Source organism: Woeseia sp. D3-10 (assembly GCF_055809415.1).
Genome location: NZ_JBVVTW010000007.1, coordinates 639,628 through 666,079, shown reverse-complemented (window position 1 = coordinate 666,079; position 26,452 = coordinate 639,628). Strand labels below are relative to the sequence as shown.

The 26,452-nt window shown below is 56.0% G+C and carries 32 protein-coding genes; 22 read left to right on the top strand and 10 right to left on the bottom strand.

From position 1 onward, the window contains the following. Window positions 1-12: 12 nt before the first annotated feature. From AC0L8N_RS03835 to AC0L8N_RS03785, 11 genes are all read left to right on the top strand, one after another. A complete protein-coding gene (locus AC0L8N_RS03835; RefSeq protein ID WP_473666251.1) occupies window positions 13-837 on the top strand; it encodes an RNase H family protein in 825 nt (274 codons plus the stop codon). A gap of 126 nt (window positions 838-963) precedes the next feature. Continuing rightward, on the top strand, window positions 964-1,293 hold the full coding sequence (locus AC0L8N_RS03830) for a hypothetical protein (protein ID WP_473666250.1): 330 nt from the start codon (window positions 964-966) through the stop codon (window positions 1,291-1,293). Window positions 1,294-1,535: 242 nt separating this feature from the next. Next, complete coding sequence (locus AC0L8N_RS03825) at window positions 1,536-2,072, top strand: SHOCT domain-containing protein (protein WP_473666249.1); 537 nt, start codon at window positions 1,536-1,538, stop codon at window positions 2,070-2,072. An 89-nt stretch (window positions 2,073-2,161) separates the two neighbouring features. Then, entirely contained in the window at window positions 2,162-2,665 is a 504-nt protein-coding gene (locus tag AC0L8N_RS03820; protein ID WP_473666248.1) for a hypothetical protein, read from the top strand. A gap of 168 nt (window positions 2,666-2,833) precedes the next feature. Beyond that, on the top strand, window positions 2,834-3,343 hold the full coding sequence (locus tag AC0L8N_RS03815; RefSeq protein ID WP_473666247.1) for a GFA family protein: 510 nt from the start codon (window positions 2,834-2,836) through the stop codon (window positions 3,341-3,343). Window positions 3,344-3,374: 31 nt separating this feature from the next. After that, window positions 3,375-3,905, top strand: a complete 531-nt coding sequence (locus tag AC0L8N_RS03810; protein WP_473666246.1) for a hypothetical protein — start codon at window positions 3,375-3,377, stop codon at window positions 3,903-3,905. A gap of 88 nt (window positions 3,906-3,993) precedes the next feature. Further along, window positions 3,994-4,179 carry a hypothetical protein gene (locus AC0L8N_RS03805; protein WP_473666245.1) on the top strand — a complete coding sequence of 62 codons (186 nt, stop codon included), beginning with the start codon at window positions 3,994-3,996 and terminating at the stop codon, window positions 4,177-4,179. A 241-nt stretch (window positions 4,180-4,420) separates the two neighbouring features. Next, the gene (locus tag AC0L8N_RS03800; RefSeq protein WP_473666244.1) at window positions 4,421-4,975 is read left to right on the top strand and encodes a DUF1415 domain-containing protein; all 555 of its coding nucleotides are present in this window, start codon (window positions 4,421-4,423) and stop codon (window positions 4,973-4,975) included. A gap of 114 nt (window positions 4,976-5,089) precedes the next feature. Further along, window positions 5,090-5,416, top strand: a complete 327-nt coding sequence (locus AC0L8N_RS03795; protein WP_473666243.1) for an Mpo1-like protein — start codon at window positions 5,090-5,092, stop codon at window positions 5,414-5,416. A gap of 50 nt (window positions 5,417-5,466) precedes the next feature. Then, window positions 5,467-6,351 carry a c-type cytochrome gene (locus AC0L8N_RS03790; RefSeq protein WP_473666242.1) on the top strand — a complete coding sequence of 295 codons (885 nt, stop codon included), beginning with the start codon at window positions 5,467-5,469 and terminating at the stop codon, window positions 6,349-6,351. A gap of 275 nt (window positions 6,352-6,626) precedes the next feature. Continuing rightward, entirely contained in the window at window positions 6,627-7,145 is a 519-nt protein-coding gene (locus AC0L8N_RS03785; RefSeq protein ID WP_473666241.1) for a hypothetical protein, read from the top strand. Between the two features lie 44 nt (window positions 7,146-7,189). Here the strand turns inward: AC0L8N_RS03785 and AC0L8N_RS03780 are convergent, their stop codons facing one another. After that, on the bottom strand, window positions 7,190-8,074 hold the full coding sequence (locus AC0L8N_RS03780) for a LysR family transcriptional regulator (RefSeq protein WP_473666240.1): 885 nt from the start codon (window positions 8,072-8,074) through the stop codon (window positions 7,190-7,192). Window positions 8,075-8,215: 141 nt separating this feature from the next. Between AC0L8N_RS03780 and AC0L8N_RS03775 the strand changes: the two genes are divergently transcribed. From AC0L8N_RS03775 to AC0L8N_RS03750, 6 genes are all read left to right on the top strand, one after another. Beyond that, the gene (locus tag AC0L8N_RS03775; RefSeq protein WP_473666239.1) at window positions 8,216-9,223 is read left to right on the top strand and encodes a zinc-binding alcohol dehydrogenase family protein; all 1,008 of its coding nucleotides are present in this window, start codon (window positions 8,216-8,218) and stop codon (window positions 9,221-9,223) included. A 72-nt stretch (window positions 9,224-9,295) separates the two neighbouring features. After that, a complete protein-coding gene (locus AC0L8N_RS03770; RefSeq protein WP_473666238.1) occupies window positions 9,296-9,586 on the top strand; it encodes a putative quinol monooxygenase in 291 nt (96 codons plus the stop codon). A 64-nt stretch (window positions 9,587-9,650) separates the two neighbouring features. After that, window positions 9,651-9,971, top strand: coding sequence for a VOC family protein (locus AC0L8N_RS03765; protein ID WP_473666237.1), 321 nt, complete (start codon window positions 9,651-9,653; stop codon window positions 9,969-9,971). A 31-nt stretch (window positions 9,972-10,002) separates the two neighbouring features. Beyond that, complete coding sequence (locus tag AC0L8N_RS03760; RefSeq protein WP_473666236.1) at window positions 10,003-10,209, top strand: DUF3565 domain-containing protein; 207 nt, start codon at window positions 10,003-10,005, stop codon at window positions 10,207-10,209. A gap of 149 nt (window positions 10,210-10,358) precedes the next feature. Next, window positions 10,359-11,057, top strand: a complete 699-nt coding sequence (locus AC0L8N_RS03755) for a Dph6-related ATP pyrophosphatase (RefSeq protein WP_473666235.1) — start codon at window positions 10,359-10,361, stop codon at window positions 11,055-11,057. Window positions 11,058-11,195: 138 nt separating this feature from the next. Next, a complete protein-coding gene (locus AC0L8N_RS03750; RefSeq protein ID WP_473666234.1) occupies window positions 11,196-11,462 on the top strand; it encodes a hypothetical protein in 267 nt (88 codons plus the stop codon). 50 nt (window positions 11,463-11,512) lie between these two features. Here AC0L8N_RS03750 and bla read toward each other — a convergent pair whose 3' ends face one another. Next, window positions 11,513-12,502: a class A beta-lactamase gene (gene bla, locus AC0L8N_RS03745; protein ID WP_473666233.1), complete on the bottom strand. Its 990-nt coding sequence runs from the start codon at window positions 12,500-12,502 to the stop codon at window positions 11,513-11,515. Between the two features lie 190 nt (window positions 12,503-12,692). Between bla and AC0L8N_RS03740 the strand changes: the two genes are divergently transcribed. Next, window positions 12,693-13,025 (top strand): SWIM zinc finger family protein, encoded by a 333-nt coding sequence (locus AC0L8N_RS03740; protein ID WP_473666232.1) that lies wholly within the window; start codon window positions 12,693-12,695, stop codon window positions 13,023-13,025. Window positions 13,026-13,078: 53 nt separating this feature from the next. Here AC0L8N_RS03740 and AC0L8N_RS03735 read toward each other — a convergent pair whose 3' ends face one another. Further along, window positions 13,079-14,362, bottom strand: coding sequence for a metal-dependent hydrolase family protein (locus tag AC0L8N_RS03735; RefSeq protein WP_473666231.1), 1,284 nt, complete (start codon window positions 14,360-14,362; stop codon window positions 13,079-13,081). A 137-nt stretch (window positions 14,363-14,499) separates the two neighbouring features. Here AC0L8N_RS03735 and AC0L8N_RS03730 point away from each other — a divergent pair, with 137 nt between their 5' ends. Continuing rightward, window positions 14,500-15,396 (top strand): peptidylprolyl isomerase, encoded by an 897-nt coding sequence (locus AC0L8N_RS03730; protein WP_473666230.1) that lies wholly within the window; start codon window positions 14,500-14,502, stop codon window positions 15,394-15,396. A gap of 83 nt (window positions 15,397-15,479) precedes the next feature. Here AC0L8N_RS03730 and AC0L8N_RS03725 read toward each other — a convergent pair whose 3' ends face one another. Next, window positions 15,480-17,132: an acetolactate synthase large subunit gene (locus AC0L8N_RS03725; protein ID WP_473666229.1), complete on the bottom strand. Its 1,653-nt coding sequence runs from the start codon at window positions 17,130-17,132 to the stop codon at window positions 15,480-15,482. Window positions 17,133-17,350: 218 nt separating this feature from the next. On the opposite strand from AC0L8N_RS03725, the gene AC0L8N_RS03720 reads away from it, so the two are divergent. Further along, window positions 17,351-19,417 (top strand): TonB-dependent receptor, encoded by a 2,067-nt coding sequence (locus tag AC0L8N_RS03720; protein ID WP_473666228.1) that lies wholly within the window; start codon window positions 17,351-17,353, stop codon window positions 19,415-19,417. A gap of 32 nt (window positions 19,418-19,449) precedes the next feature. On the opposite strand, the gene AC0L8N_RS03715 is transcribed toward AC0L8N_RS03720, so the two are convergent. The 4 genes from AC0L8N_RS03715 to AC0L8N_RS03700 form a co-directional block, all read right to left on the bottom strand. Beyond that, a complete protein-coding gene (locus AC0L8N_RS03715; RefSeq protein WP_473666227.1) occupies window positions 19,450-20,016 on the bottom strand; it encodes a 1-acyl-sn-glycerol-3-phosphate acyltransferase in 567 nt (188 codons plus the stop codon). Between the two features lie 161 nt (window positions 20,017-20,177). After that, window positions 20,178-20,741 (bottom strand): SRPBCC domain-containing protein, encoded by a 564-nt coding sequence (locus tag AC0L8N_RS03710; RefSeq protein WP_473666226.1) that lies wholly within the window; start codon window positions 20,739-20,741, stop codon window positions 20,178-20,180. 25 nt (window positions 20,742-20,766) lie between these two features. Then, window positions 20,767-21,327 carry a DUF5655 domain-containing protein gene (locus AC0L8N_RS03705; protein ID WP_473666225.1) on the bottom strand — a complete coding sequence of 187 codons (561 nt, stop codon included), beginning with the start codon at window positions 21,325-21,327 and terminating at the stop codon, window positions 20,767-20,769. 14 nt (window positions 21,328-21,341) lie between these two features. Beyond that, a complete protein-coding gene (locus tag AC0L8N_RS03700; protein ID WP_473666224.1) occupies window positions 21,342-21,668 on the bottom strand; it encodes an ArsR/SmtB family transcription factor in 327 nt (108 codons plus the stop codon). 126 nt (window positions 21,669-21,794) lie between these two features. Between AC0L8N_RS03700 and AC0L8N_RS03695 the strand changes: the two genes are divergently transcribed. Together AC0L8N_RS03695 and AC0L8N_RS03690 are read left to right on the top strand one after the other, a co-directional pair. After that, window positions 21,795-22,775, top strand: a complete 981-nt coding sequence (locus tag AC0L8N_RS03695; RefSeq protein WP_473666223.1) for an MBL fold metallo-hydrolase — start codon at window positions 21,795-21,797, stop codon at window positions 22,773-22,775. A 181-nt stretch (window positions 22,776-22,956) separates the two neighbouring features. Then, the gene (locus AC0L8N_RS03690) at window positions 22,957-23,445 is read left to right on the top strand and encodes a hypothetical protein (RefSeq protein ID WP_473666222.1); all 489 of its coding nucleotides are present in this window, start codon (window positions 22,957-22,959) and stop codon (window positions 23,443-23,445) included. Between the two features lie 48 nt (window positions 23,446-23,493). On the opposite strand, the gene AC0L8N_RS03685 is transcribed toward AC0L8N_RS03690, so the two are convergent. Further along, on the bottom strand, window positions 23,494-24,564 hold the full coding sequence (locus AC0L8N_RS03685; protein WP_473666221.1) for a DUF4340 domain-containing protein: 1,071 nt from the start codon (window positions 24,562-24,564) through the stop codon (window positions 23,494-23,496). Next, the gene (locus tag AC0L8N_RS03680) at window positions 24,564-26,450 is read right to left on the bottom strand and encodes a GldG family protein (protein WP_473666220.1); all 1,887 of its coding nucleotides are present in this window, start codon (window positions 26,448-26,450) and stop codon (window positions 24,564-24,566) included. The genes AC0L8N_RS03685 and AC0L8N_RS03680 overlap by 1 nt, the downstream gene beginning before the upstream one ends. Between the last annotated feature and the right edge of the window lie 2 nt (window positions 26,451-26,452).

Sequence of the window (26,452 nt, the reverse complement as noted above, 5' to 3'; positions counted from 1 at the left end):
CGGATACCTTAAGTGGCAAGCGGTCTAGGAATTCCCGACGAGGACGCTTTGAATATTTACACCGACGGCTCCTCCTATCCGAATAAGAAACGCGCCGCAGGCGTCGGTGTTCGATACGTATGGGTCAATGAACATGGCGATGAAGAAGTTTCCGACTACGCGCCAATAGGGTGGGAAAAGGCGACAATCGACGAGATGGAAATAGAGGCTTGTACTGTGGCATTGAAAGAGGCGAAGCGACTCTTCCCCGATTTACTAAGATTCTCGAGAGTGCTTTTATTTTCGGATGCAAGATATGTGACTTCTAATTTTGTGTCGGCAATGAATATCTGGCCGAATAGGGCATGGCGAGGAGCCAATGGTATCCCAGTCGATAATATCGAGCTTTGGAAGAGGCTTAGGAGAGAAGTAAACGTATGCCCAATAAAGGTCGATGTAAAGTGGGTTAAAGCTCACAAATCGAACATCCATAATCGCGCTGCCGATAATTTAGCGAAGGAATCAGCATCAATGCCTTTCAATCGGCCACTTTCAGTAAGTGAAACGACGAGGAAGTGGTCGGATCGAAAAACGAAACGAGGCTGCATCCCGGTAGTAGGTCAGGAATTAAAGATAAGGGTCATTTCAAGAGAGTATAAGAAACACGCCAAAAGCTACGAGTATCGGTACGAAGTTATTGATTCAAAGGATAAATACTACAAAGACGTAGATTTCGTCCATTTCAATCAGGGACTAAGCCGCAACAAGTGTTTTCTCATTCGTATGAATACGGATTCAAGAAATCCACAGATAACTGAAATCTTAGACGAGCTTAATCCGAATGAGTATAAGTACTGATCGAAGGACATGACACATAACAATGCCCTGCACCCGTCACTTGACTCAGTCCGCCTTGCGCTGCCGCTCCAGGCGACCTGCGTCAAGTGCAGGTGAGCTTAGACGTTAGGCGTCAGAGGAGCCTTTATGCGAGAGATTCGAGTACGCAGACTTACCACCGGCAGTATCTTCAAGCTCATCTTTTTCGGTTCGTGGGCGGGCTCTATTCCGGTCTTCTTTTTCCTGGGTGTACTAGCGGCCTTTGGTGTAGAGATACTTTCTTGGAATAACGAACCTATTGGCGGTTGGGGCGCTTTGATTGGTGGGCCATTACTTGGCTTATTTATTTCAACCTTTCTTGGCCTATTCGTGGCATGCCTCACTGCGCTTGGTCATTGGCTTATATCAATGGGAAAGGGGTTAACACTATTTTGTGAGTTGGAGGACGCCCATAGTGATGTCCCAGGTGACGCCTAACAATGCGCTCCACCCGTCAGTTATTTCAAATTGCCTTGCGGCAGCCGTTTGAACGAGTCTGAGCTAAGTACGCTTAAGATTAGCTGTACAGCCGCAGCTGCTTTCTCTTGGCTGCCAATACGGTATAACCAGCCAGAATCTATGGGGAGATACTCTATTGAGCTGAGCCCACCGAATGTAGGGAAGGTCTAAATACGCCACAAAAGGTCAAGTTCGATCCATAACAATAAGGAGACATAACAATGACTAGGTTAAGAACGTCCCTTAATACCGCCATCGCCGCCGCCCTGTTCTCGCTAGCTGGCTGCGCGACAATCGTCAATGATCCAATGATTCCTCTTGCGGTGAATTTTTCAGATGGATCTGCCGGGCAATGCGAGTTCAAAAACAAGCGTGGTTCCTGGCAATCGGATATACCAACAACGAGCGTTATGATTCGAAGGTCAGACGACGCGTTGATTTACGATTGCTCTACCGAGGATGGGCGAGAAGCAACAGGATCGATCCGGAGTGAAGTTGAAGGCGAGAAGGTGGCGGCAAGCGTCATATTCTGGGATCTCGGTATTACGGATGCAATCACTGATAAGCACCGAACTTATCAAGGCAATGTCATGATTCCAGTTCCACCCCGATCTGGAGCCGTTGAAGGCGCTGGAAACGCTGAAGAATCCGACGATGTTTATTCGCGCCTCGAAAAACTCAACGATCTCAAGGAGCGAGGCATCATAACTGAGCAAGAGTTTGCTGAGGAAAAGAAGAAGCTCTTGGAAAGTAACTGATCTGCCGCTCAGGAAGTAGACAATCAGTTATTAAGACTCGGTACAAAACAGTAGTTCTCCCTTGATCAGCTTACCCTCGGAGGCTGAAGATGGACTCAAGCGTTATATCCGGCTTAATCGGTGGGGCGATCGCTGTTGCCCTGGTTTCATACCTGAGTTCTCGAGTTAGAGCTGCGCCTGCTACAGGGCAGCTCAGGTATGGCTGGTTCATTGCCCTTCTTGGCGTGTGTTGTCTGGCCGTTGCCGCCCTCGCTTTTTGGTTGCTGTTTTTTAGTGGGCAGGTGCAGGAAGATCGCGGAGAAATGCTGGCAGCGATTGTACTGCTTCTTGGGTTCGGCTTAGGTGCCGGCGCCTCATTCGCGGAATATTTCAAGGTGCGCGGTACGTACAACGAGGAAGGAATTGATATTCATACACCGTGGACAGGTCGAAAGCGCGAGAAATGGGAAGACCTGGTATCCGCAACATTCAGTTCGCAGATGAGCTGGTACGTCCTTACCTTCAGAAACGGCACAAAGATCCGAATCTCAAGTCTGCTTGGCGGAAGTGGCGGTGTTGTAACCAAGCTGAAAGAGATGGGGTATGACGTCTAGCGCAGTACACTGCGAACGACAGCAGTGTACTGCGGAATGTAGACATCGTTTACATTAGGAGAAAAACCGCTAAACGCAGCATTCACTATGGTAGCTCTGCGCGTCGGAACCTGCGCCTTCGGCCTGACCGGTGAGTGCCTGTAACCCTTAGTAGATGAAAGGATTTCAATGAACGACGCCAATGATTTCCCGGCAGAAGGCGGCTGCGCCTGCGGAGCGGTGCGTTACCAGGTAGAGACTTCGCCGCTAATTGTTCATTGCTGTCATTGCCGCTGGTGCCAACGCGAGACCGGCACGGCCTTCGTATTAAACGCGATGATCGAGGCGGATCGGGTGATTGAGCGGGGGAAAGCGCCGGAACTCATCGATACGCCAACGAACAGTGGCCGTGGCCAGCAGATAGCCCGATGCCCCGAGTGTAAAGTTGCTGTCTGGAGCATCTATAGTGGCGCAGGGCCGCTCGTTAAGTTTGTCCGGGTGGGTACACTGGATAACCCGTACTTACTGCCGCCGGATATTCATATTTTCACGGCCTCCAAGCAACCGTGGGTTGTGCTTCCCGACGACGCACCGTCGGTCCCGGAATATTACCGGCGGTCAGAGCACTGGTCAGCCGAGAGTATTGCGCGGTGCCAGACGCTCCTTGATCGTGCAAAGGTTCATCAAGCCGAACAGTAAGTTTTCGGCCAACAGGGATGGAAACAGACCTATGACATTGTCAGATCTCGCCGACATTGCAGAAATCGTCGGAGGCATTGCGGTTGTAGTCTCGCTGATCTATCTGGCCGTTCAGGTTCGGCAGAATACAAAATCAATACGCAACTCCACACTGCAGGCCAACACCGCGCTTTGGAGTTCAGTGCTGGTCAGTTTGTCCGAGCCGGAACTCGTGAAGGCGTATGCCGTCGGGATGTCCGGCAAGTCGGACATCAAGCCTATGCAGTACACCCAGTTTTTTCTCATCTGCCGGTGTTTGTTTGTGGCGTTTGAGAATCAGTACTACCAATACCGTCAGGGTGCGCTGGATCGTGAAACCTACCGCGGTTACGAACGTTCAATGTCGCAACAGTTGCTGTCATTCCCCGGCTTTCGGGTTTGGTGGCAGCAAAGCCGGGATGCGTTTTCGCTGGCCTTTGTTAAGCATGTTGATGAGTTGATCGAGCAAGCACCGCTGCTAAGCCCGGATAATCTCTTCAGGGAATGGCAGTCTATGCCGCGGGACGAAGTAACAAACGCCTGAACGTGTATTTCTGGCAGATCAGTTTCTGCTGATATTTGGCGACATCTGACTGTTAGAATGACATGTCCGCACAGAACGAGGTCAGCCTATGATCAACATGAAAGCCCTTGCCGTCACTACGATGATCGTTATCGTCCTCATGATCACGCTAGGCTTAGCCGCAAGAAGTCTCTTTAGCGACTGGACCAGTGAGAATGACATGGCTGTGGCGATTATGTGCGGAGTCATCTGCGGTGTGATCTACCCGTTCGTCGCGAAGAAGATGGAGTCGTAGCTTCCGCCGTAACAGGTGAGTTGAGCTATCACTTGGTCCAAAGGCCACTGATCGTTAGCGCAATGCCAGTCCGTTATCCGCACACAAGAATTTCGTCGTGTTTTCTGATCGAACGTACTAATCAGGATGCAGGCATGCTCAAATGAGAAAATCGTCGTAGTGGCGCCAGTGGCGCCTACCCTGAACTGGGACGAATAGGAAGAATCGGCAAAGTGCCGGCAGTCAGGGCTTAAAGGAACCAATGGAAGTAAATACGAAAGCAGATGTTGTTCGACGCTGGGTAGAGGAGTTGGTCGTTGGACTGAATCTGTGCCCGTTCGCTGGCCGGGAATTAACCCAGGATCGGGTTCGTTTCGTTGTCAGCGAAGCAACGACCGAGGTGCAGTTGCTCGAAGCACTGGAGGCAGAACTGTTGGTGCTTAACGGTGACGACACAGTAGAAACCACGCTGCTTATTCATTCCGAGGTGCTTCAGAACTTTCTCGATTACAACCAGTTTCTCGATACTGCAGACCGCTTACTGGTGGAAATGGAACTGGAAGGCGTTTATCAGATTGCGAGCTTTCACCCGGACTACCAGTTTGCGGATACCGCGGCAGATGATGCGGAAAACTACACAAACCGCTCACCTTATCCGTTACTGCATATACTCAGGGAAGCCAGTCTGGAAAAGAGCATCGATGCTTATCGGGATGTCGATGAGATTCCCGCCCGTAATATCGAACGAATGAATAGCCTTGGACGCGAGAAGCTTGAGCTACTGATGCGGGGCTGTATTGAAGGTAGTAGAACCTAGAAAACATTGTGCAAGGTACTGCCGGACCGCTGCTGCTGCGCAAAAGTCAGGTACTCTGACGCGTACCGAATTGTAGAATCGCAACAAAAAGTCACATGGCTTGGGAGCATGCAAATGACAGAGCGCGACTTTTCTTCGGATGCCAGATACCAATCCTTTGCGGAATTCTATCCGTTCTATTTGAGCCAGCACGCCGATAGAACCTGCCGGCGAATGCACTTCGTCGGCTCGCTGTCGGTCCTGATCATTCTGTTCTCGTCCCTGCTCACCGGGAATTATCTCTGGTTGCTTGCGATACCGGTGGTTGGCTACGGCTTTGCCTGGGTAGGCCACTTCGGGTTCGAGAAGAACAGGCCGGCAACGTTTACCTACCCCTTCTACAGCCTTCAGGGTGATTGGGTAATGTTCTTTCAGATGCTGACTGGAAAAATAAAATTCTGAGCGATAGCCTTTAAGTCAGTCGAACGCATTTAGTGTGGGGAGGACTCAGCTTGAACCGAAACGGTTGGATAGCGATTGCAGTTTTCTCAATACCCTGTTTGATGGCTGCAGGGGTGTTTCTGGCGAGTGAGTATCGGCTTCGGAATGTCGAGTTGCCTGATCCGTTCGTTGCCACAATTCCAACGGATGCGGCTTCGATAGAACACGGCAGGCACGTTGCCCGCATCCGCGGTTGTTTCGGCTGTCATGGCCAGTCCCTGGAAGGGGAGGTATTTACCGATCAATGGCCGTGGGTTGAACGCGCTGTTGCTCCTAACCTGGCTGCCTACGCGCGACAACATTCGCCGGCCACACTGGAAGCGGCGATCCGTCACGGCATCGGCGTTGATGGCCGAGCGCTGTGGTCCATGCCGTCTTACAACTGGGCCAATCTGTCGGATACCGACCTCGTTGCGCTCATCGCGTTTTTGCAAAGCGCCGAAGTGCAGCCGTCGTCCTATCCAAAACCAAAGCTTGGCTGGAGCGCCCGCTGGGAGATTGCCAGCGGTTCGACCATGCACATGGCCGAGTGGGTAAACCTGGTGCCGGACCTTCAGTTTCAGAATCATCAGTTGCCGGCGATGCGGCAAGGCGAGTACCTCGCAATGACGATGTGCAATGAATGCCACGGGCTCGATCTCCGCGGAGCGATGAACCCCGATGGCCGGGCGCCTGATCTCGCCATACTGGCGGCCTATTCGGAAGCGGACTTCCGAACGCTGCTGACGACCGGCACGGCTATCGGTGGTCGCGACAATCTCAATTTGATGTCGATGATTGCCCGAGACCGTTTTCCGGATCTGACGGAAGAAGAGATCAGCAGCCTGTACTTTTTCCTGAATACCATTGGCATTGAACCCGCTGCAGAGAACGTGCCCTGGCGTACGGTGAATTGATATGACCTGCCGCTATTTCATCGAACAATGTTGGACGAGGTGCGGCGTGAAGTCGTTATTGGGGATTGTGCTCGTTTGCGTATTCACCACTGCGGCATTGGCAGACGCTTGCCGGCTCCAGGGTAAATGGAAATCGGATGCTGCCCGTACACTGGCCGGCATCGGTACAATCCACACGGCAGCGGTAAGTTGATCACAGCTTGGCTGCGGCTATACAAATTGACAGCAACCGCCGCCGATTTCGGTCAACAGACAACACAGAGAGCGAGCCAGTCGTGTCCAGTGTGAATGCGTGCCCGCTACCAAGCGATGCTTTGCTCCGGCGCTACCAGAAGCCCGGCTTTCATACCGATTGCTACTTTGTGGATATCCCGGCGCAAGTCTCTCAAGAGCAGTTCGTGCTGGCGTTTTATTCGACGGCCCTGTTCCGGCTGGAACGCTTCATTCTGAAGTGGGTCGTATCAAGGCCGTCAACCGACCAGCAGCTGGCTGCCCTGGCTGCCGGTGAGGCGGATGAATTCGCCGCATGGTCGGTAGAGGATCGGACAGAGAATCAGCTGTTGTTGTCGGACTATCAGGGCCGTACAAAATCATGGTTGCGAACGGAGCACTCAACGACAGGTGACAGCCGCCAAACCCGTTTGTATTTCGGCTCTGCCGTTGTCCCTGTTGTGGACAAACAAACGGGAGAGCGCAGCTTGGGCTTGGTGTACAAAGCGTTGCTGGGCTTCCACAAGCTCTATTCGATGGCGTTGCTTCGGTCTGCCGCGGCAAAGCTGCAGAAGAATCGTTAGAGCCCGGATATTGGCAGACCGCGGCAGTGAACGTGCAGTAGTCCCTATTGTTCCCAGGGTGGCACCGGCTGGAACTGGTCAAGCAGAAAATCGATCATCGCCCTGACTTTCGGCGCGACGATCCGGTTGCTGGGGTACAGCGCCCATATCGAAGAATCGGTGACTAACGGGAAGTCGGGCAGCACTTCCACCAATTGCCCGGCTTGCAGGCTCTTGCTGGCATTCCACAAGGATTTGACGCTGATACCCATGCCGGCTTCAAGCATAAGCCGCATGGCTTCGCCATCGTTGATGACAAACGAACGTGGGACATTGATAACTTGCCCGTTCGCGAATCGCCACTTGTTGCTGTCGGCCAGAATAACGCATTGGTGGTCGGCGAGGTCATCGGGCGTAGCTGGCGAACCGTGTTTGGTGAGATAGGCGGGTGAGGCGCAGAGTATTCGTTTATCAGCGGCCAGCTTTCTGGCAATGATGCTGCTGTCACTGAGTGGCGCGTTGCGGATGATCAGATCGTAGGCCCCTTCCACAACGTCGAGCACTTCATCGGACAGCCGCAAGTCCAGCTGCACGAGCGGGTGGCGCGCGTGAAATTCCGCCAGTCGCGGAATGATGTGCATGCGGCCAAACGAGCCGGGCAACGTCATGCGCAGCAAGCCCTTGGCCTCGGCTTCCTGGCCGCTGACCGAGCTGAGCCCGCTTTCCAGCGTTTCCAGCGCGTGTTGGGCGTAGGGCCGGAATGCCGCGCCATCAGTGGTCAGTGAGACGGCCCGCGTGGTCCGGTTGAACAGGCGAAAGCCCACCAGGTCTTCGAGCTTGACCAGGCGCGCGCTGGCGCTGGCCGGCGACAGCGACAGGTCGCGCGCTGCGGCCGAGACGGCTCCACGCTCCGCAATTCGCAGGAAAAGGCGCAGGGAAAGGGTATCCATTTATCAAAAATAGACGAAAGATCAATTAGGAACAAGCTGGATTATCGATTCCTGATTAACGATTAGACTGAGTGACTTGCAGGCGGTCAATCACGGTTCGCGTGGCTGTACCGCAAATGCCCATTACGAGGAACAAGTGCAATGAAAGCTATTGGATACAAGGATGCCGGTCCGATCACCGAAGAAAATGCTCTGGTCGAATTCGAAATGGAGGTTCCATCGCCTGGCCCGAACGATTTGCTGGTAGATGTGCGTGGGATTTCGGTCAATCCGGTTGACGTCAAAGTGCGCGCTAACGCCCAGCCGGAAGCAGGTCACCGGGTTCTCGGTTTTGATGCCGCTGGAGTTGTTAAGGAAGTCGGTTCCGCAACGTCGCGATTCAAAGTAGGTGACGAAGTTTTCTACGCGGGTGACATCACCCGACCGGGAACGAACGCCGCCCTGCACGTTGTTGATGAACGCATCGTCGGCCGGAAGCCGGCATCACTGGACTTCGCCGAAGCGGCGGGCCTGCCGTTGACCACGATTACGGCGTGGGAAATGCTGTTCGACAGTTTCGGTCTCAAAGAAGGTGAAGGTGAGGGCGACGCGCTGCTGGTTATTGGTGGAGCAGGCGGGGTGGGTTCGATACTGATTCAGCTCGCCCGGCAACTTACCGGGCTGACCGTCATTGCAACGGCATCAAGGCCGGATACTCGCGCATGGGTCGAAAAGATGGGTGCGCATCACGTAGTGAACCATCGCGAGCCGCTCGATGAAGAGATCAGGGCGCTGGGGATAACACCGCGCTATGTCGCGGCACTCACCAACACGGATCAGCACTTCGGCGCGATTGTTGAGTTGATCAAACCGCGCGGGCATATCGCATTGATTGATGATCCACAGTCTTTAGACATACTGCCGCTGAAGATGAAAGCACTGAGCATTAGCTGGGAATTCATGTTCACCCGCTCCATGTTTCAGACAGAAGACATTGACGCGCAACACAAGTTATTGAACAGGCTCGCCGATTTTCTGGATAACGGTTCAGTTAAGTCCACGGTAACAACGCGTGCTGGCGTTTTGAACGTCGAGAACTTGCGACGCGCACACGAGTTGCAGGAGAGTGGCACGGCAATTGGCAAAACGGTACTCGACGGATTCGAATAATTCGTACAAGGCAAGTATTATCAATGCTGCCCGGCGTGCTTTAATCAGTTGACCAGATAAGGGAGGCTTTGTATGGCATTGCTAACTATAGTCGCTAATTTTCGGGCACAGCCTGAGACAGTGGATCTGGTGCGGACAGAACTCGGCAAGCTGCTGCCTGTTTCGCGTAAGGAAAACGGCTGTATTCAGTACGATCTGCATGAAGACCTGAAGGATGCGGGGCACTTTCTGCTCTATGAGACCTGGGAAACCCGGGCATTGTGGGAGCATCATGTAAAGGCTCCCCACATCGCCGCATTCCTGAAAGCCACGAAGGACACGGAACTGAAGATCACGATCTACGAAATGAAACACGTGGACTGAAACAAGTGCGCAACATCGCGTCCTGCGGCAGGCCGGCTAACCAGTGTTGTCAAATGAGGGTACATTGAAGAAAGTTCACATCGCGATATCAAGCAACAGCATCGAAGAATCGATTGCTGACTACACAGCACGCTTTGGCGTAGCACCCTGTTCTTCGGTGCCCGGCGAGTACGCACTCTGGCGTACCGAAGTCATGAATTTCTCAGTACGGCAGGACGACAGGTGCAGCCCGGGATCGTTGCGGCATCTTGGCTGGGAAGACGCGCAAGCGACAGCATTCACCCAGAAATCGGACGTGAATGGCATCGTCTGGGAACGGTTCAGTGCGCAACAGCAGGCCGATGAGATCAATGAGCTCTGGCCAGACGCGCACTACAAGCCTTGATCGCGGCGGGCGCGCCAAGGCGGTAACTTTTGTGCAGCAGCCAATCACCGGTTATCACAAGGATGATGAGGATCACTGGGTGGCGCAGCTTGCCTGTGGTCATTACCAGCATGTTCGGCATAATCCTCCGTTGGTGAGCAGGCCCTGGGTTCTGTCCGATGATGGCCGTACGTCCATGCTCGGTTTCCAACTCAACTGCAAGAAATGCGACGCGGGCTTGCCCGTCGATACGCAATGAATGCATGCACGCTGACATCGAAGTCTGTGTTGTTTACTGGTGAGCGATTCGCTGTCGGGGCTTTTGTGTGCCGCCCATCAATTGTTCTGTCCGACTTAATTCCCGTAGAAATCGACGCCTGTTCACCTGCTTGATCAGGGCCAATGATTTTGAATAAGCATTCCGGCGACGCTGCACAGCAACGCGTCGCGATACTGTGGACGGGTGGCAAAGACTCGGCACTGGCATTGTCCCGAACGATAGCATCGGGTGCGCAGGTTGTATGTCTCGCAACCTTTGCGCCTGCTGCTGCCAACTTTCTGGCTCACCCGCTTAGCGTGATGCAACTGCAGGCGTCCGCATTGAACCTGCCGCACGTCGTCCTGCCGGTGTCCGCACCGTACGAGCGTGGTTACGAACGCAGTTTGGAAACATTGCGTGATCAGTACGACGTGAGCACCGTAGTCACCGGGGACATCGCCCCAGTAGACAGCCAACCGAACTGGATCCGTGAACGGTGTTGCGCGACTGGCATGAAGGCGTTCATGCCGTTGTGGGGAGTCGAGCGTGAATTTCTGCTGCAGGAATTGCTGGGCGGTGGTTTCAGAATTATGGTCTCGTGCGTTAATATCCGCTCGTTGGCGCCGGTCTGGGCCGGACGGCTGCTCGATGGTCAGGCGATTGAGGAATTGCGTGAAGTTCGGTTAAAGAACGGCATGGACCTCGCTGGCGAGAACGGCGAGTACCACACCGTCGTGCTTGATAGTCCGGATTTCAGCCAGTGTATCCGCATAGAGCCCGGCGTACCTGAGGTAAGAAATGAGTATGCTTACTTACCCGGTTTGAGCGCAGTTCTTGTCGATAAGTAATTCTTGGATGAGTCATTCTCCCGGGCCGCACCTGTTTAACAGCGGTCGGCTATTGCCACCGTTGTCGCAAACGTGGCGGCGACCCTTGCAGCAACGACGTCTTGTTGCGCTAAACACGCGAAACTAAAATGCACTTCTATGGCCATCAACGTCAGTAAGCCAGGTGCGGCAACAGTCATTCGCTACCTCATTCGTGGCGTGTTCACAGGTGCAGGCGCAGGGGCGCTGGTCGCGGCTGTCGCAACGGCCTATGACTGGTACCTGAACCCAGCTGAGCTGTTTCATGACGCCGCCGGCAGTCACTGGGACGTTGTCTTCGATACGGCTGTGAGCTGGTTTTTACCGGTATCGCTGGTGATCGCGATAATCGCTGTTATTGCGCTGTTGTTGTTCCGCCCCAAGTGACAGTCTTGGTGCAACTCGCTCGACGATACCTCGTCTGACCTACAGCGGCTTTACTCGAACGATTCAGCGATGCGTGCAGCGATTCTGGCGTGCGCGGCATTCAGCGTGTCGACATCAGCTTCCGACCAGGACATAAACACGGTCATGACAACCGGTTTGCGGCCGGGCGGCCATGCAATAGCAACATTATTTGCAGCGCCGTTCGCTCCCATGCCGGTTTTGTCGCCAACGGTCCATCCCGGTGGAAGACCAGCGCGCAACCGCGAGTAGCCCGTCTCACTGGCGATCAGCCATTCGGTGATCCGCCGTTTCGACGCGCTGCTAAGGGTGTCCGAATTAAGTAAGCGATACAGGCTATGGGTCATGGCGCGTGGCGTGCTGGTATCGCGCTCGTCCCCTTTGATATTGCTGTTCAACGCACCCTCGTTGCGATCCAGCCGGGTCACATCATCGCCGGACTGCCGCAGGAACCGGGTCAGCGCTTCCGGCCCGCCAATCAGTTCCAGCAGCATGTTGGTAGCCGTGTTGTCGCTAAGCGTGATGATGGCAGCACACAGTTCACTCAAGGAGATGGTTTCGTCTGCCCCCAGCTTGCCGACTACCGGCGCATAAGACAGCATTTCCACGCCCTCAATCCCGTAGCGTTCTTCCAGATTGAGTGTGCCGGCATCGACTTGTGCCAGCACGGCGGCGACCAGCAAAGGCTTGAACGTGGATGCCATCGCAAAGCGTTCGTCCGCGCGGTAGGACAGCTCACTACCGGTGGTGGTATCCATGGCGAAAACGCCGATGGTTCCGCCCAGCTCCTGTTCCAGCGTCAGCAACAGATCGTCGAAACTCTTGCTTTGATAATTCTGGTCATTGCCACACGCGGACAGCGTGAACAACAGCAACAACGACACTAAAAAAGTACATTGGGCATAGCGCAGGGCAGTCAGGTTCATAGGGCTCTCGTCAGGCTGTGTCAGTCGCGACAGTAACCGTGCAATGGGTAATGACGGTGGCGAGGCGGTGATGAATTGTGGCAGTGCTCTTGTCATCCGCATTGCCTGCATACTATCCAGCGCCGACCGCAAGGTCTATTCGCTTGCAAAGGCGGGTCAACCCGAATGGCGAAGCTCTGACGACGGGTAAGTCGCGTAGAGCAGGGTGTTTCGCGGCTGTCATCTTGCGGCGCCGTTTGCGACACTGGCGTTCGTTTGAATTCCGACGTGTGCGAGAGGAGCTGAAGTGAAGGAATTGAAATTTCTGGTAAAAGGGTCGGCGCCTCAGCCCTATGAACTGGTTTTTATCAAAGACGGCAACAGCCTGACCGCTATTTGCAATTGCCCGGCGGGCGAACATGGCAATTTCTGCAAACACCGAATTGGTCTGCTGGACGGGAAGCCCAAAGGCTTGACCAGCGACAATGCCGAGGAGGTTGCGACCGTGGTTGAGTGGCTGATCGGCACGGACGTTGAAACGGCATTGCAAGAGTTGCGCGTCATCGAGAAAGACAAGTCCGCGCCGAAAGCGGATCTGGTTGCCGCGAAAAAGAAACTCGCGCGAGCGATGATCAGCTAGCCATTGGCGGCTGGCGAACACGTGTCCGCCAACCGCGCACGGCTATCCCGATTTCAGGGCTGTTTGTAAACCACGCCGCTCTTCATTACGAAGTTGACGCGTTCCATGTTGCTGATGTCATCGAGCGGGTTGCCCGGAACAGCAACGATGTCAGCCACCTTGCCATCCAACAAGCGGCCATGAGTCTCGCCTATGCCGAGAAAATCCGCAGCAACGCTGGTGGCGGACTGAATGGCTTCCATTGCCGGCATACCGCCTTTAACCATCAAGCCGAACTCCTGGGCATTGTCGCCGTGCGGTGAAACGCCGGTGTCCGTGCCGAAGACAATGGGTACGCCTGCTTTGTAGGCCTTCGCGAAGGTATCCAGCATGAGCGGACCAATGGCGGCGGCCTTGGGGCGAACCAGCTCCGGGAAGAAACCGTCGATCCTGGATTTCTCGGCGACCCACGCGCCAGCCATGATGGTCGGTACAAAGTAGGTGCCGTTCTTTTTCATGAGACGCCGTACTTCGTCGTCCATGTACGTGCCGTGTTCGATAGACGCAACACCGGCAACGACCGCGCGCCGCATGCCTTCAGTGCCGTGTGCGTGTGCGGCTACCCGCATGCCGTAGTCGCGCGCCGTGTCGACAATCTCTTTCAGCTCTTCGTCGGTGAACTGTGGATTCTGACCACTCTTGGCGACACTCAGTACGCCGCCGGTCGCGGTGATCTTGATCCAGTCAGCGCCGTCTTTGTACCGCTGGCGAACGGCTTTGCGGGCGTCGGCAGGACTGTTCACAACGCCCTGGTAAGGGCCCGGGTCACCCATAATGTGGCTGGCCCAGCCATTGGTTGGGTCACCGTGACCACCGGTGGAAGCAAGGCCCTTGGCCGCTGTGAAAATAGTCGGCCCAACAACATCACCGCGCTGGATCGCTTTTTTCAGGGCGATCGTCACATTGAAGGCATCGCCGACATTGCGGACGGTGGTGAAACCAGCTTCCAGAGTTCGTTTCGCGTAGGTCGTGGCCATGTAAGCGTAGTCGGCTTCATTGGTGACGAAACCACGCAAGCGGCTGTCCGCACTGTATTCACCGGTCAGATGCACGTGCATGTCCATGAGGCCCGGCATCACAGTGTAGTTCTTGAGGTCTATAACCGTGTCACTGCTGCCGGCAGGCGTATACCCGCGATCGATACCGGTAATGGAACCGCCGTTGATGCGCACGGTCATTTCAGTCATAGCGCGATCGGAATCGCCATCGATAAGGCGCCCGGCGTGTATCAGGGTATCGGCCTGCGCGTTGACGATGGTCAAGGCCAGACCGGCAGCCGCTATCAGGAATCGTTTCATGCAATGCTCCAGTGCTTGGTGTCGTACTTCAATCAGGCATTCTATGGGTGGAGCGTGAGCGAAACAAATTGACGGCCGCTGTCTGGTTGGCGGACTGGCGATCTGCTATACCGGGTTCTGCATTGCTGAGGGTAGGTATGAATATGCTGCAATTGGTTACACGTAACACCGCTGTCTGGTTCGCGCTATGCGTGCTGGCAACGTCGGCGTACAGCGACGAAGTGGCATGGCTGGGCATGGGCGAGGTACTGGAAGCTAGCGCTGTCAGTGATTGGCGCGATATAGAGCCGGGCAATACGCTCTACGTTGAGCTGAATCACGGCACCGTCGTTCTGGAGCTTGCGCCTCAGTTTGCGCCGCGGCACATCGACAATTTGCGCAAGTTGATTGCGGCAGGACATTTTCGGGACGCAGCGATTGTTCGCTCCCAGGATAACTACGTCGTGCAGTGGAGCGCTGCCGGACCGTTAGGCGAGGCAGCTGAATCACTCAAGCCGGAGTTCTACCGGGATGCAGAGGGGCTCGCATTTACGCCGCTGGAGAGCAACGATGCGTACGCAGCGGAAGTAGGCTTCGTTGATGGCTTTCCGGTTGGCCGCGACAGCGCTGGCGGGCGCGCCTGGTTGGCACACTGCTATGGCATGTTGGGCGCAGGCCGGGCTAACGAGGCTGACAGCGGCAATGCCGCCGAACTCTATGTAGTAACGGGCCATGCACCGCGCCACCTTGATCGTAACGTCACGCTTATGGGCCGGGTAATTTTTGGCATCGAGCATCTGTCGTCGTTGCCGCGCGGCACAGGACCGCTGGGCTTCTACGAAAAAGAAACGGAAAACGTACCGATACGCAGTATGCGTTTCGGTAGCGACTACGATGCGGCGTGGCAGGCGTTGCGCACGGATACCGACACGTTTGCAGCGCTGGTGGAATCCCGTCGGCATCGCAATGAAGAATGGTTTGTTGATCCGGCGGGAAAGATCGAACTGTGCAACGTGCCGCTGCCGGTCAGGCGTGTCGAGTCAACGCGGCCGTAGCGACGTTTCTCGACGACTGGATACCGTGGCGCTGTGACCGCTGCGTGAGCGGCGAGCGCAGCGCCACTTTTGTATTCCGGCACTTAGATTGTTGAGGTTATCTCGCCGAGCTTGCGGGTCAGGATCGGGTTTTCCCGGTAGTCGATGGGAATCACCAGCAGACTGGGCCCTTGTTCATCCAGCGCAGTACGCAGCGTCCCTGCAAGGTCGGCACTGTTGCTGACATAGTGACCGTGCCAGCCGAATGAGGAGGCGAGCGTCAGCCAGTCGGGATTGCCGAATGACAGGTCCGTGTGCTTGCCGAATTCCGTTTCCTGCTTCCAGGAAATAAGCCCGTAACCACCGTCGGCCCAAACCATCACGACAATATTGCTGTTGAGGCGCTTCGCCGTTTCCATTTCCTGCACGTTCATCAGGAACCCGGCGTCGCCGCAGATGGCGAGCACTTTCCGTTCCGGTTGAACAATGTGTGCGGCGATGGCGCCAGGCAACGCAAAGCCCATCGAACAAAAGCCGTTCGGTATCAAGCAGGTGTTGGGTTCGTGACACTGGTAATGCCGTGCTATCCACATTTTGTGCGCGCCAACGTCGGATAACAGTATGTCGTGCGGGCCCATTGCATTGCGGGCGTCCCACAGCGCCTTTTGCGGGCGAATCGAACCCTCCGTGACGTCGTCTTTGTGCTCGGCAAAATCAGCGGCCATAGCCGTACGGCAGCGCGCCTGTGCCGCAAGATCAAAGCTGAGTCCTTTTTCGCTCGCCACTCGTTCGTTCAGCATCCACAGCGCGTGCGCCAGATCACCGATTACTTCGACCTGCGGGTTGTAGTGCGCGTCGATTTCGGCAGCGAGGAAATCGGCGTGAACGATCGGCTTGTCACCGTTCGGGTTCCAGAGCTGCGGGTGGTACTCAACCATGTCGAAGCCAAGCGTGATGACCAGATCGGCGTCATCGACGGCAAGCGAAACCCGGTCTTTGCTACCCAGACCGATCGTGTACAGGCAGTAGTCGGCGTCCATGTCGACGCAGCCCTTGGCCATGAACGTGCTGATTACGCCGATGCCGGTTTGCTCGCAGAACAAGCGCAATTGTTTGCTGGCCCGTCGCCGTATGCAGCCGTTGCCGGCAATAATAATGGGCCGCCTGGCCTTCTTGAGCATGTCGAATGCGCGATTGATGATTTTGTCATCCGGTACCGATCGGCGGAAACGTCGCGGTTTCATCGGTGGCTGACTCGACTGTTCCTTGGCGATGTCTTCCGGCAGTTCGATGTGCACGGCGCCAGGCTTTTCGGTACGTGCAAGCCGCACTGCCTTACGCACGATTTCCGGAATAGTATCCGGGTGCAGAATACTGGTTGCCCACTTTGTTACGGGTTCGAACAGGCTCACGACGTCCATGATCTGATGCGATTCTTTGTGCAATCGTTTCGTGGAGCCCTGACCAGTGAGCGCGAGCAATGGCGCCCGGTCCATATTGGCATCGGCTACTCCGGTGATCAGGTTCGTCGCACCCGGGCCGAGGGTACTGAGTGCGCCCGCCGGATTGCCGGTCAATCGACCGTAGACTTCGGCCATGAAGGCCGCGCCCTGTTCATGCCGGGTAAGAATAAAGTGGATTTTTTCTGACTGTTCGAGTGACATCATGAAGTCGGCGTTTTCTTCGCCGGGCACGCCGAACACGTATTCGATACCTTCTTCTTCCAGGCATTTAACCAGCAAGTCCGAGGCTTTCATGGGCACATCCTGTCATGAGTTCATCACCATACTACTGCGAACTGGCGGCTACTGGCAGGGATCTTCGATTTTCGCGATAGTCAAAAGCATCAGGGCACGCAGCGGGCTTGTATTCCCGGTGGCGGTTTGGAGAATACGGCAATCGCAATGCATGGATGCGGTCCGACAGTGGCTGTTCGCTGCAAACACAACCAAGACAGTTTGAATTGAGGATGCCAATGCCGTCAGGGAAGAAGAGGTACCAGCAGGAGCTGATTGTCGCGACAGTTCTGATGAGTGCCATGCCATTGGCTGAATCGGTGGCTCAGCAAGCGGAAGCGATTGAAGAGATTCAGGTCACCGCGACACGCCGGCCGCTGGCCACCAGTAAAGTGTCTGCGGCCGTGACCGTCGTTGCCACGCGGGACATAGCAATGCAGAAACTCGCCACTGACGCGCTTGCATCGCAGCTTGGCGTGTTCCTGCAGCAAACCACCGTAGGGCAGGGCGCGCCGATCATTCGCGGTATGAAAGGCTCGGAAGTTCTGCACCTGGTAGATGGCCTGCGACTCAATAACGCTATATTCCGCAACGCTCCGACCCAGTACCTGGCATTGGTTGCGCCGGGTTCTATCGAGCGTATGGAGGTCGTGCGTGGCTCGCCGACGTCCTTGTACGGCAGTGATGCAGTCGGCGGTGTGATTCAGGTGATATCGCGTTTGCCGCAGTTCGAGAGTGATGGCATGGAATGGCGTCGCGAGTTTAGTGCCGCCGCCGATACTGCCGAGCAAAGCCGCTCGGCGCGACTTACCGTGGACGGCGGTACGCGCCAGGCCGCCGGCCTGGTCAGCGTCGCGTGGCAAGAGGCGGGCAATCGACGCATTGGTGGCGGGGAGCGCATAGCACCCAGCGGTTTCGAGTCTTACAGTCTGCGTGGCGCACTGCAGTTACGCCCGGTGGAGGATCGCAGCTGGGTGTTCGACGCGCAGTTCACCCGGCAGCCGCAAACACCACGGGTTGATGAGATGGTGACCGGTTTCGGGCAAACCGAACCGTCTTCGGCCGAATTTTATTTCGAACCGAATGCACGGCATTTCGTTCACCTGCGGCATACGCGGGACAGCGGCTTGTGGTCGTCTGACTGGACCATCGACCTGGGCTGGCAACGTATCGATGACGATCGGCGAACGCGAGACTTCGGCGCAGACCAGCGGCGCTTTGAAGAAAACAGCAGCGACTTGTTCGGCTTGTCCGTCAATGCTACCCGCGAGACCGGCAACGCGTCGTGGGTATACGGTGCCGAGATCTATCATGACGAAGTGCGCAGTTCCCGCGAGGAGCGGAACATCAATACGGGTGAAGTGACGCTCCTGCAGTCCCGCTTTCCGGATGGTGCAGAAGTTGCGCAGGCTGCGGTATTCGCAAACATTGCTCAAGAGGCAGGTACGCGCCACACACTGTCGGGCGGGCTGCGCTTCAGTCACGTGGACATCGATCTTCCTGCGACCACAATTTCTCCGGCTGCGGCAATCGGTATCAGCGACTTCAGTGCTGATACCGGCTGGGTGTTCGCGCTGAACGACAGTACCCGGATCGCCGCGAACCTGGGCTACGGCTTTCGCGCGCCCAATGTCTTCGACCTCGGAACGCTGGGGGAAAGGCCGGGCAATCGCTTCAATATTCCGAACCCGGCACTGGAGTCAGAGCGTGTGTTGCAATACGACATCGGTCTGCGCCGGCAAACAGACAACTGGTCAGCCGAGTTTGTGGTTTACCAGCTCGATTACAAGGACCGCATCCAATCCATGCTGACCGGTGATGTCACCGGTGACGGCCGGGAGATTGTGCAAAGCCGCAATATCGGTCGCGCTGAAGTGTACGGTTTCGAAGCGGGAGTGAACTGGCATCCAGCCGGTTCGGTATCGGCAGAGTTCCTGCTGAATCACACGCGTGGCGAGCAACGCGAAAGTGACGGCGGTGTCGTATCGGGTGATCGAATGCCGCCATTGAACGGTCGCGCCACCGTGTATTGGGAAATCGACGATGCCTTTACGCTGAAGAGTTCGCTTATTTTTGCCGACGCTCAGCGTCGACTGAGTCCTCGCGATGTGGGCGATACCCGGATTAATCCGCTGGGTACTGATGGCTGGAGCACAGCCGGCGTGGCGATCACCTGGCGCAGTGACAGTACCTGGACGGTAGATGCCGGCTTCGAGAACGTTCTGGACGAGCGTTACCGGGTGCACGGCTCCGGTATCGACGCGCCGGGCATCAATGTCTTTCTGAACGCGAATGCAGTTTGGTAGTGTGTGAGCGCCGGTGACTCGGTGCGATTCATTCAGACGTCCGGGTCACGAAAGACAATCGGACCTTTGTTGGCCGGTATAGCCGCGCTGCAGTCAGCGTAGAACGCGCGAATCTCAGTCATGATTTCTTCTGTGGACCCCGTAGACCCGATTTGTGGCCCGATGCCGGCGCGTTTTCTGTCGTAGTCAACGAAGGTCATGATGATGGGCACATCGGCCGCTCTAGCGATGCGCAGAAATCCGGTGCGCCAGTACGGCCGCCACTTGCGGGTACCTTCGGGTGCGAGTGCCAACAGTAACTCGTCGTTCTCGGCAAACACCGCAACGAGTCGGTCGACGTTTGCACCTTGCTTGCCGCGCTCAACGGGAATGGCGCCCAGTTTGCTGAGGATTGTGCCCAGTGGCCACCAGAATAAAGTGTGCTTCGCGAAAAAACGCAACCGGATGCCGAGTGCAATCTTGCAAACAATCAGCCAGAAGCCGTCCCAGTTGGACGTATGGGGTGCGGCAATCAGGACGGCTTTCTTTGTTTCCGGAATCTCGCCGACCAGGGTCCAGCCAGACACTCTCAACACGGCCTTTGCCAGGCGTTGCATCATCGGTATTACTCATCGTGATAAGCGACGCGGTGCGAGTCAGCGTCTGTGAATGACTGAGCGTAATGCCAGTCGACCGGTTACGCAAAGGATCGGCTCACAGTTCGCGACGCCGGCCCGCGTAGCGGTACCAGTAATCGTGACGCCTTGCTAAGTATGCGTGCTTACAGCGGCCAGTTTTCGCTGCGGCATCGTTTCGGGGTGAACGGTGCGAACAATCCCATCATGAACAGCGCGATACGCCCACCCAGTGTGGGTTTGCCTGTTTCCACCAGCGCTTTGAGATTGGCCGTGATGAACGTGCCACCCTGCGTCATGTACTTCTCGGACTTGCTGCCCGCCGGTACATTTTCATTGATCAAGGTGAATTCCGTACCACCGTCGACTTCTTTCAGTCGGTAGCGAACGATGCACGGCGGATCGTCGAGGGTCGTGAATTTGAACGTGTGCGCATAGCGGTAGGGCGGTTCGAACTCCAGCACTTCGCCGACGACCGATGTATACCGCCCGTCTTTTGAGCGCATGCGGATTGATGCGCCTTCCTGTAAACCGGTGGTTTTGCACACAGAGTTGAAAAAAAACGGCAGGATCGCGTCAGTGCGGGTTAACTCGGCCCAGACTTTTTCTACGGGCGCGCGTATTACGACGCGGAATACAGTCTGGTCGGCTTTCGTTTCAGTACCTTCCGGTATGGCCGGAGAGGCTTTTGGGCTGGATGATTCGTTCATGTTGGCTCCCCCTGCTGCTTTTTAGTCAGGCCTTCTCGTAGGCTTTCTTCAGCCAGGCTTTCAGTTCTGCATTCACTTCACTCTTTTTGCTCAGGCGCACGCGGTGACTGACCATGGCGTTGAAGCTGCCGGAGTTTTCGAGGCGACCGCTCGCTGGTTCACCTTTCAGGTTGATGCCAACGTCAATGCGGTCCCGGGTCGATGCCTGTATCAGTGCGAACTGTTTTTTGCGCCGGTAACTGACGTAGGTTTTCTTCGGTGAGATTTCGACGTCTTTGCCGAGCTTGTTGACCATTGCGGTGACGGCGTCATAGATAGCCCTCAAGTCGGCTTTTGGTCCGGCGTATTGCGCGCTGATCAGATCATCCCCGTCACTGCTGGCCCCTTTCGCCAGGTGTTTGTGCGCGATGAGGTTGGCGAAGCCATGACCAATCCCGAACTCCTTCTTGAGGTGCGAGACGATCTGACCGTGTTTCTCCAACGAACTCTTGTTCACAATTTTCAACCACTCGGCCAGCGGTTTGCCGGTTTTCTCCGGCATGTTGTCGATCATCGATTGAGCCATTTCTTCGGGTGATTTAGGCATGGTCTACCCCCGGGTCAGGATGCTTCTTCAAGACGGTACTTGAAGGCGGTTAATTTACCGGCCCACAGCGAGCTGAATTCGCTGGTCCAGCGCTCGTGAATCATTTGGATAGGTACAGTGTTGAAGTACAGGCAACGCTGCCGGCCTTGTTTCTCTGAGATCAGCAAGCCCGCCGCCTCCAGAATATTGAGGTGTTTCATCACGGCGATACGGCTGACGTCAAAGTGCTGACAGACATCGACCACGCTGCAGCCTGGCTGGTCACGCACGATATCGAGCATCTCGCGCCGTGCGCTTGAGGCCAGTGCCTGAAAAACGGTGTCCATTGATTCGGGCTTCATAGGTAACCAAAAGGTTACCTAATTATCGACGGCTGTCAAGCAGGAAATGACCGTGCAGCGAACAGTGAGTAGCCAATCTGCTAGAGTCAGCAGATTGTTCGGGTCCGAACTCCGGGGGGAGAAAGCATGCGAATTGCATCAATCAGTTTGCTACTACTATTGCTGGCCGCGTGTGGCAGCGAAGTGCCGCAGGGCACGACGACCGTCGACAACACGCAGGTGCAGAACCGCGGGGCTAACAAAGACAACTGGTGGGATGCGCTGCCGCGCAAGGAATGGGCGGCGTTTGAAGCTGTACCGCAGGATCAGCCCTGGTTCGAGGTGTACAACGTGTCCGACGGTGTCTACGCCATTTACGAACCGGGGCAGTTTGAAGAAGTTATTTCGTTCCTGATCGTCGGGGAGCAGCGCGCGTTGTTGTTCGACACCGGTCTTGGTATCGGCGATATGCGCAAGGTGGCGGAAGGACTGACGGACCTCGATATCGTTGTGCTCAATTCCCACACGCACTACGACCATATTGGCGGCAATCATCAGTTTGATACCGTGTATGCCACGGCTACCGATTATTCGCGGCGGCGTTCGGCGGGCAGCACGCCGGCCGACGTGGCCGGTTTTTTTACCGAGGGCTGGGTATGGAAGCCGTTGCCGGAGGGCCTGGACGTGACGGCGTTTCGATCCGAACCGTTCACGATCAGCAAGACGGTCGCCGACGGTGAGCTGATAGAACTCGGTGGCCGCACACTGGAAGTGGTGATGGTGCCGGGGCATGCACCGGATGCGCTGTGCCTGCTCGACCGCGAGAACCGAATCGTCTTCACCGGCGACACCTTCTACCTCGCTTCGTTGTACACGCACCTCGAGGGGTCCGATTTCGATGCTTACGCGAAGAGTGCAGCGAAGCTTGCGTCACTGGCCGATGCCTACGACCGGGCTTACACCGCGCACAACGTGCCGGTCGTTGACGGCGCTTACCTGACGGCGATGGACGCCGCATTTCGCGGTATTCAGTCAGGTGCGGTGGATGAGTTCACAATCACTGATGGCAATCGTGAGTATTTCTTCGATGGGTTTTCCGTCATCGTAAAAGGCACTGATCCGGATTAGCCCTGCGACGACTGCGACCGTGGACCGGCTCATGACGAAGTGTCACTGAACTTAATTGTCGTAGCGAGGAGCTTGGCCCTCGGTTTGGCTTTGTCACGCCAAGGTCGTGTCAACGAATGTGGCGTGCGTGCGTTATTCCCTGCAACAGGCCAATAAACCGGTCTCAACAGGGAGCACAATCATGAACAGAACTGAACTCAAATCCCGGCGATCACTGGTAGCAGGGGCAATCACGCTATTGGTGTCTGCAAGCTTCCTGCTTGCAGCCGGGACCGCCTCGGCAGATACCGGTGATCAGGTGGAGAATCGGCTTGATAATCGCGGCGACAGAATAGAGCGGCGTCTCGATAAGAAAGGTGATCGTGTCGATAAGCGCCTGGACAACAAGGGCGACCGCATTGACAACCGTCTGGACCAGAAAGGTGACCGGATAGACTCTCGTCTTGATCGAGCCTCAGAGAGGGCTGCCGCAAATGGCAATGACAAGGCGGCGCGTCACCTGGATCGACGCGGCAATCGCATTGACGGCAAGCTGGACCGGCGGGGTGACCGGGTTGACCGCAAGCTGGACAACCGGGGTGACCGGATCGATCGGAAGCTGGACAACCGGGGCAGCCGTATCGACGGTCGACTGGATCGTCGTGGTCAGCGAGTTAATCGACGCAACTGATTGCGGCAGCTACAAAGAGGCCGCCGGCCATCAGGCTGGCGGCCATTCTTATGCGTCGCTCTCGCTCTTTAGCAGGTCGGTCCAGTGCTTGATCAACGCTTCGCTCTTGTACGAAGGCAGCTTGTAGACCCAGCCTTGCACGCGGTTGTTGGTCTCGACGGCCGCTGCTTCGGCGGACGCGCTTTCGTCAGCCGCTTCGAGATCCTCGTCGGCAGCGGCCGCTTTCTCTGCATCGCTGTCGCCACCTGTCTCGCCGCCATTGGCCGCGGGTTCGACAACGCTGGCAGAGAATGCGAACCAGTCTTCGTCGTTGAGCCGGTAATGCCGCGCTGTAATGGCAAGCCCTGTTCTGGTGGTCACCGTAGTGATCGCGTTTGCTTCGATATCAGTCGGCACGGTTTTGACATCGTCCAGTCGCAGGCCCTGTAGTGCGTTGCCGATGCTGTTCGCGGCGGACGGGGAAGTGAGTTCCCGGCCTTCCGGCAAATTGTCCGGAGTCAAAGTACCGTCGACACGGCTGAACAACAGTTGTTCGCCGTCAGCGTGTTCGATACGTACCGATTGAATATCGACAGAGCGGATATCGACAAGCCTGTCGTCAAGCCACTCGGCAGCCGTTGCGGGAAAGTCAGGGTCGCGGTCGATGAGCCATGACTGGTTGTCGTTCGTCATTCGCACGTAGCGATAGTCGGACTGCACCGGATTGCCAGCAATCAGGGACACTGGCGTGAACGTTTCGTCGGACGCCCCCTGCAACTCCAGCGTTGTGCCATCAACTGCAAGGCCAAGCTGTCCGTGACGTTCCGGGTTTGCGGTTTTGGCTTCAAGCTGGTGTGCCTCAGCAAGGTCCAGCAGAGCAGTACGCAATTTGACCGCATCCGCGGGGTAATTGTCTTTCTCAACGACCACCCAGTTCTCGTCAACCCGTTCGATGGTGACAGCGTCGCTCCCTTGCCGGACAGTGACGCGGCGTAAGTCGTTGAGCTGCGATTTGAGGTCCGGCAACATCAGTGTCGATGCACTGTTGTTCGATGTGGACATGCCGGTTTTCAGTATGACAGCGGCAACAACAAGGAGCACTGCCGCAATAGCCAGTTTCTTGGTCGTCCCCGTGCGCATTAGCGTGTTCTCCCTTTGCGACGTGCAACTCCCAGCAGCGCAAGCAGGGTGATCAGGAGTGGCACCAGGCCAATATTGATGACTTTCAATGTGGTACCCAGCCGTTCGATGCTGCGATCAAGGTCGCGTCGGACGGCACGCAAGTCACGACGAATCTGACTGCGCTGGTCAATGAAACGATCAATCTCCAGCTGTTGTTCATCACTTAACAACAGATTGCTACTATCCTCCCGGCTTGCCTGCAGCTCACCCAGACGCCTTTCCGTTTCCGACAATTCGCTTTGCAGACGTTGTTCGGTTTCCCGGTAGCGGGCATCCGCTTGCACTCGCAATTCGTCAACGCGGGTGAATGGCCGTGCGAACGTGCCACGACTGCGTACCGCGATGAGGTCGGAACTGCCACTAAGGCTTTCCAGGGCATTCACAACGAATGCTCCGTTGCCGGCAAACGCGTTGGCGATCTGCTGGCCGAAGAAACTCTGAACCTGAACCCACAGCCGGTCACTCAGCATGTCCACATCGGCAACGATGATCAGATTCGCGTCTTCGCTGGACTCCAGCAACTGGTTTTCAGAAGACCCCGTCTCTTCTTCGTTGTCCGTGTGCGGAGGTCCATCGGGAAACGCCGTTCTCAGTTTTCCGCTCAGGCGCGCGCCGATGACGCGGGTGTTGCCATCGGCCGTAAAACCGTCCTGCAAGACTGCCGGGTCGGGCAGGTAGCTGAACCGTGCCGAGCTCGCGGTTGAGGAGTTACGGCTGCTGGAGATCAGTGGTTCCATTTTCAGCTCGCTATCCTCGCTGACAGTCAGCTGTCCTGCGAGCGCGAGATTAAGTGTGCCAATGTCTGCGACGGTTATGTCATTGTTGTTCAGTTGCGCATCGGCAATGCCAAGGTAGGCAAAGTGTCGAACCGGTGCGCCACCCGGGCCGCCCGACAACTGCAACGCCAGTTGTGCATCAGTGACGACATCATTGCTGGAATAGTTGATTCCCCAGCCCTTGAACAACGTCGGCAGGTCAGAGCTCTGCCCCTGCATGGGCATGCCGGCTGGCATCCCGGAAGGTGTATCCGGCTGGTCCAGTTCAGCCACCGGATCGACAAAGATCAACGCTTTGCCGCCGGCGAGTACGAACTGGTCAATGGCGTATTGGGTTTGCTCGTCGAGAGACTTCGGTTGCACGATCCATAAGACGCCAACGTCCTCGTCGATACTGTCGAACGAGGTGCCGAGATTGCGGGTTTCGAACAACTGTCCGGCTTGCTGCCAGACCATCCACGGCCGGGCCATCTGCCCGCTCTCCGGATCGAAACCGCCGGTCATGGGTATGCCGGAAACCAGCCCGATGACCGGTCGTTCCGGTTCAGCCAGCGTGCTCAGCAAGCGCGCAATGTCGTATTCCAGAAACTCTTCTTTATCCGGCTGGAAGAACCCGATAGTTTCCTGGTCATCAACACTGTTGGTTCCGGCCAGGCCAAAGTAGACGGCATCCGCTGTATTCGGTAACTGAACGGCTTGTAGTCCGAATTGCGCGGCACGGTCTTCCTCTTCAGAGAACGGCTGAGGATCTATCACCTGCAATCGAACCTTGTCGCCAGCGATGCTCGCAATTTCTGTGAGCATCTCGCGAACCCGCTGCGCGTAGCTGCGCAATGCAGGAATGTCTTCGGTCGCGCTGTCGGAGTAATAAAAATACAGGTTGATCGGTTCATCGATCTTGTCGACGATGCTGCGCGTCCCATCGGAAAGTGTGTAAAGGTTGTTTTCGGTCAGGTCTATGCGCCAGCCGCGAAACAGCTCATTGCTGAGGATGACTGCCGCTATAAACGCGACTGCGAGCAAGACCAGGCTTGAAGCGTTAATACGTCGTTGTGATGTCGTAGTCATGG

Bases quoted from the DNA above. Each gene is read 5' to 3' on its own strand.
- AC0L8N_RS03830 (WP_473666250.1), top strand. From the start codon at position 964: ATGCGAGAGATTCGAGTACGCAGACTTACCACCGGCAGTATCTTCAAG.
- AC0L8N_RS03825 (WP_473666249.1), top strand. From the start codon at position 1,536: ATGACTAGGTTAAGAACGTCCCTTAATACCGCCATCGCCGCCGCCCTG.
- AC0L8N_RS03820 (WP_473666248.1), top strand. From the start codon at position 2,162: ATGGACTCAAGCGTTATATCCGGCTTAATCGGTGGGGCGATCGCTGTT.
- AC0L8N_RS03815 (WP_473666247.1), top strand. From the start codon at position 2,834: ATGAACGACGCCAATGATTTCCCGGCAGAAGGCGGCTGCGCCTGCGGA.
- AC0L8N_RS03810 (WP_473666246.1), top strand. From the start codon at position 3,375: ATGACATTGTCAGATCTCGCCGACATTGCAGAAATCGTCGGAGGCATT.
- AC0L8N_RS03805 (WP_473666245.1), top strand. From the start codon at position 3,994: ATGATCAACATGAAAGCCCTTGCCGTCACTACGATGATCGTTATCGTC.
- AC0L8N_RS03800 (WP_473666244.1), top strand. From the start codon at position 4,421: ATGGAAGTAAATACGAAAGCAGATGTTGTTCGACGCTGGGTAGAGGAG.
- AC0L8N_RS03795 (WP_473666243.1), top strand. From the start codon at position 5,090: ATGACAGAGCGCGACTTTTCTTCGGATGCCAGATACCAATCCTTTGCG.
- AC0L8N_RS03780 (WP_473666240.1), bottom strand. From the start codon at position 8,074: ATGGATACCCTTTCCCTGCGCCTTTTCCTGCGAATTGCGGAGCGTGGA.
- AC0L8N_RS03775 (WP_473666239.1), top strand. From the start codon at position 8,216: ATGAAAGCTATTGGATACAAGGATGCCGGTCCGATCACCGAAGAAAAT.
- AC0L8N_RS03770 (WP_473666238.1), top strand. From the start codon at position 9,296: ATGGCATTGCTAACTATAGTCGCTAATTTTCGGGCACAGCCTGAGACA.
- AC0L8N_RS03750 (WP_473666234.1), top strand. From the start codon at position 11,196: ATGGCCATCAACGTCAGTAAGCCAGGTGCGGCAACAGTCATTCGCTAC.
- bla (WP_473666233.1), bottom strand. From the start codon at position 12,502: ATGACAAGAGCACTGCCACAATTCATCACCGCCTCGCCACCGTCATTA.
- AC0L8N_RS03735 (WP_473666231.1), bottom strand. From the start codon at position 14,362: ATGAAACGATTCCTGATAGCGGCTGCCGGTCTGGCCTTGACCATCGTC.
- AC0L8N_RS03730 (WP_473666230.1), top strand. From the start codon at position 14,500: ATGAATATGCTGCAATTGGTTACACGTAACACCGCTGTCTGGTTCGCG.
- AC0L8N_RS03725 (WP_473666229.1), bottom strand. From the start codon at position 17,132: ATGAAAGCCTCGGACTTGCTGGTTAAATGCCTGGAAGAAGAAGGTATC.
- AC0L8N_RS03720 (WP_473666228.1), top strand. From the start codon at position 17,351: ATGCCGTCAGGGAAGAAGAGGTACCAGCAGGAGCTGATTGTCGCGACA.
- AC0L8N_RS03715 (WP_473666227.1), bottom strand. From the start codon at position 20,016: ATGATGCAACGCCTGGCAAAGGCCGTGTTGAGAGTGTCTGGCTGGACC.
- AC0L8N_RS03710 (WP_473666226.1), bottom strand. From the start codon at position 20,741: ATGAACGAATCATCCAGCCCAAAAGCCTCTCCGGCCATACCGGAAGGT.
- AC0L8N_RS03705 (WP_473666225.1), bottom strand. From the start codon at position 21,327: ATGCCTAAATCACCCGAAGAAATGGCTCAATCGATGATCGACAACATG.
- AC0L8N_RS03700 (WP_473666224.1), bottom strand. From the start codon at position 21,668: ATGAAGCCCGAATCAATGGACACCGTTTTTCAGGCACTGGCCTCAAGC.
- AC0L8N_RS03695 (WP_473666223.1), top strand. From the start codon at position 21,795: ATGCGAATTGCATCAATCAGTTTGCTACTACTATTGCTGGCCGCGTGT.
- AC0L8N_RS03690 (WP_473666222.1), top strand. From the start codon at position 22,957: ATGAACAGAACTGAACTCAAATCCCGGCGATCACTGGTAGCAGGGGCA.
- AC0L8N_RS03685 (WP_473666221.1), bottom strand. From the start codon at position 24,564: ATGCGCACGGGGACGACCAAGAAACTGGCTATTGCGGCAGTGCTCCTT.
- AC0L8N_RS03680 (WP_473666220.1), bottom strand. From the start codon at position 26,450: ATGACTACGACATCACAACGACGTATTAACGCTTCAAGCCTGGTCTTG.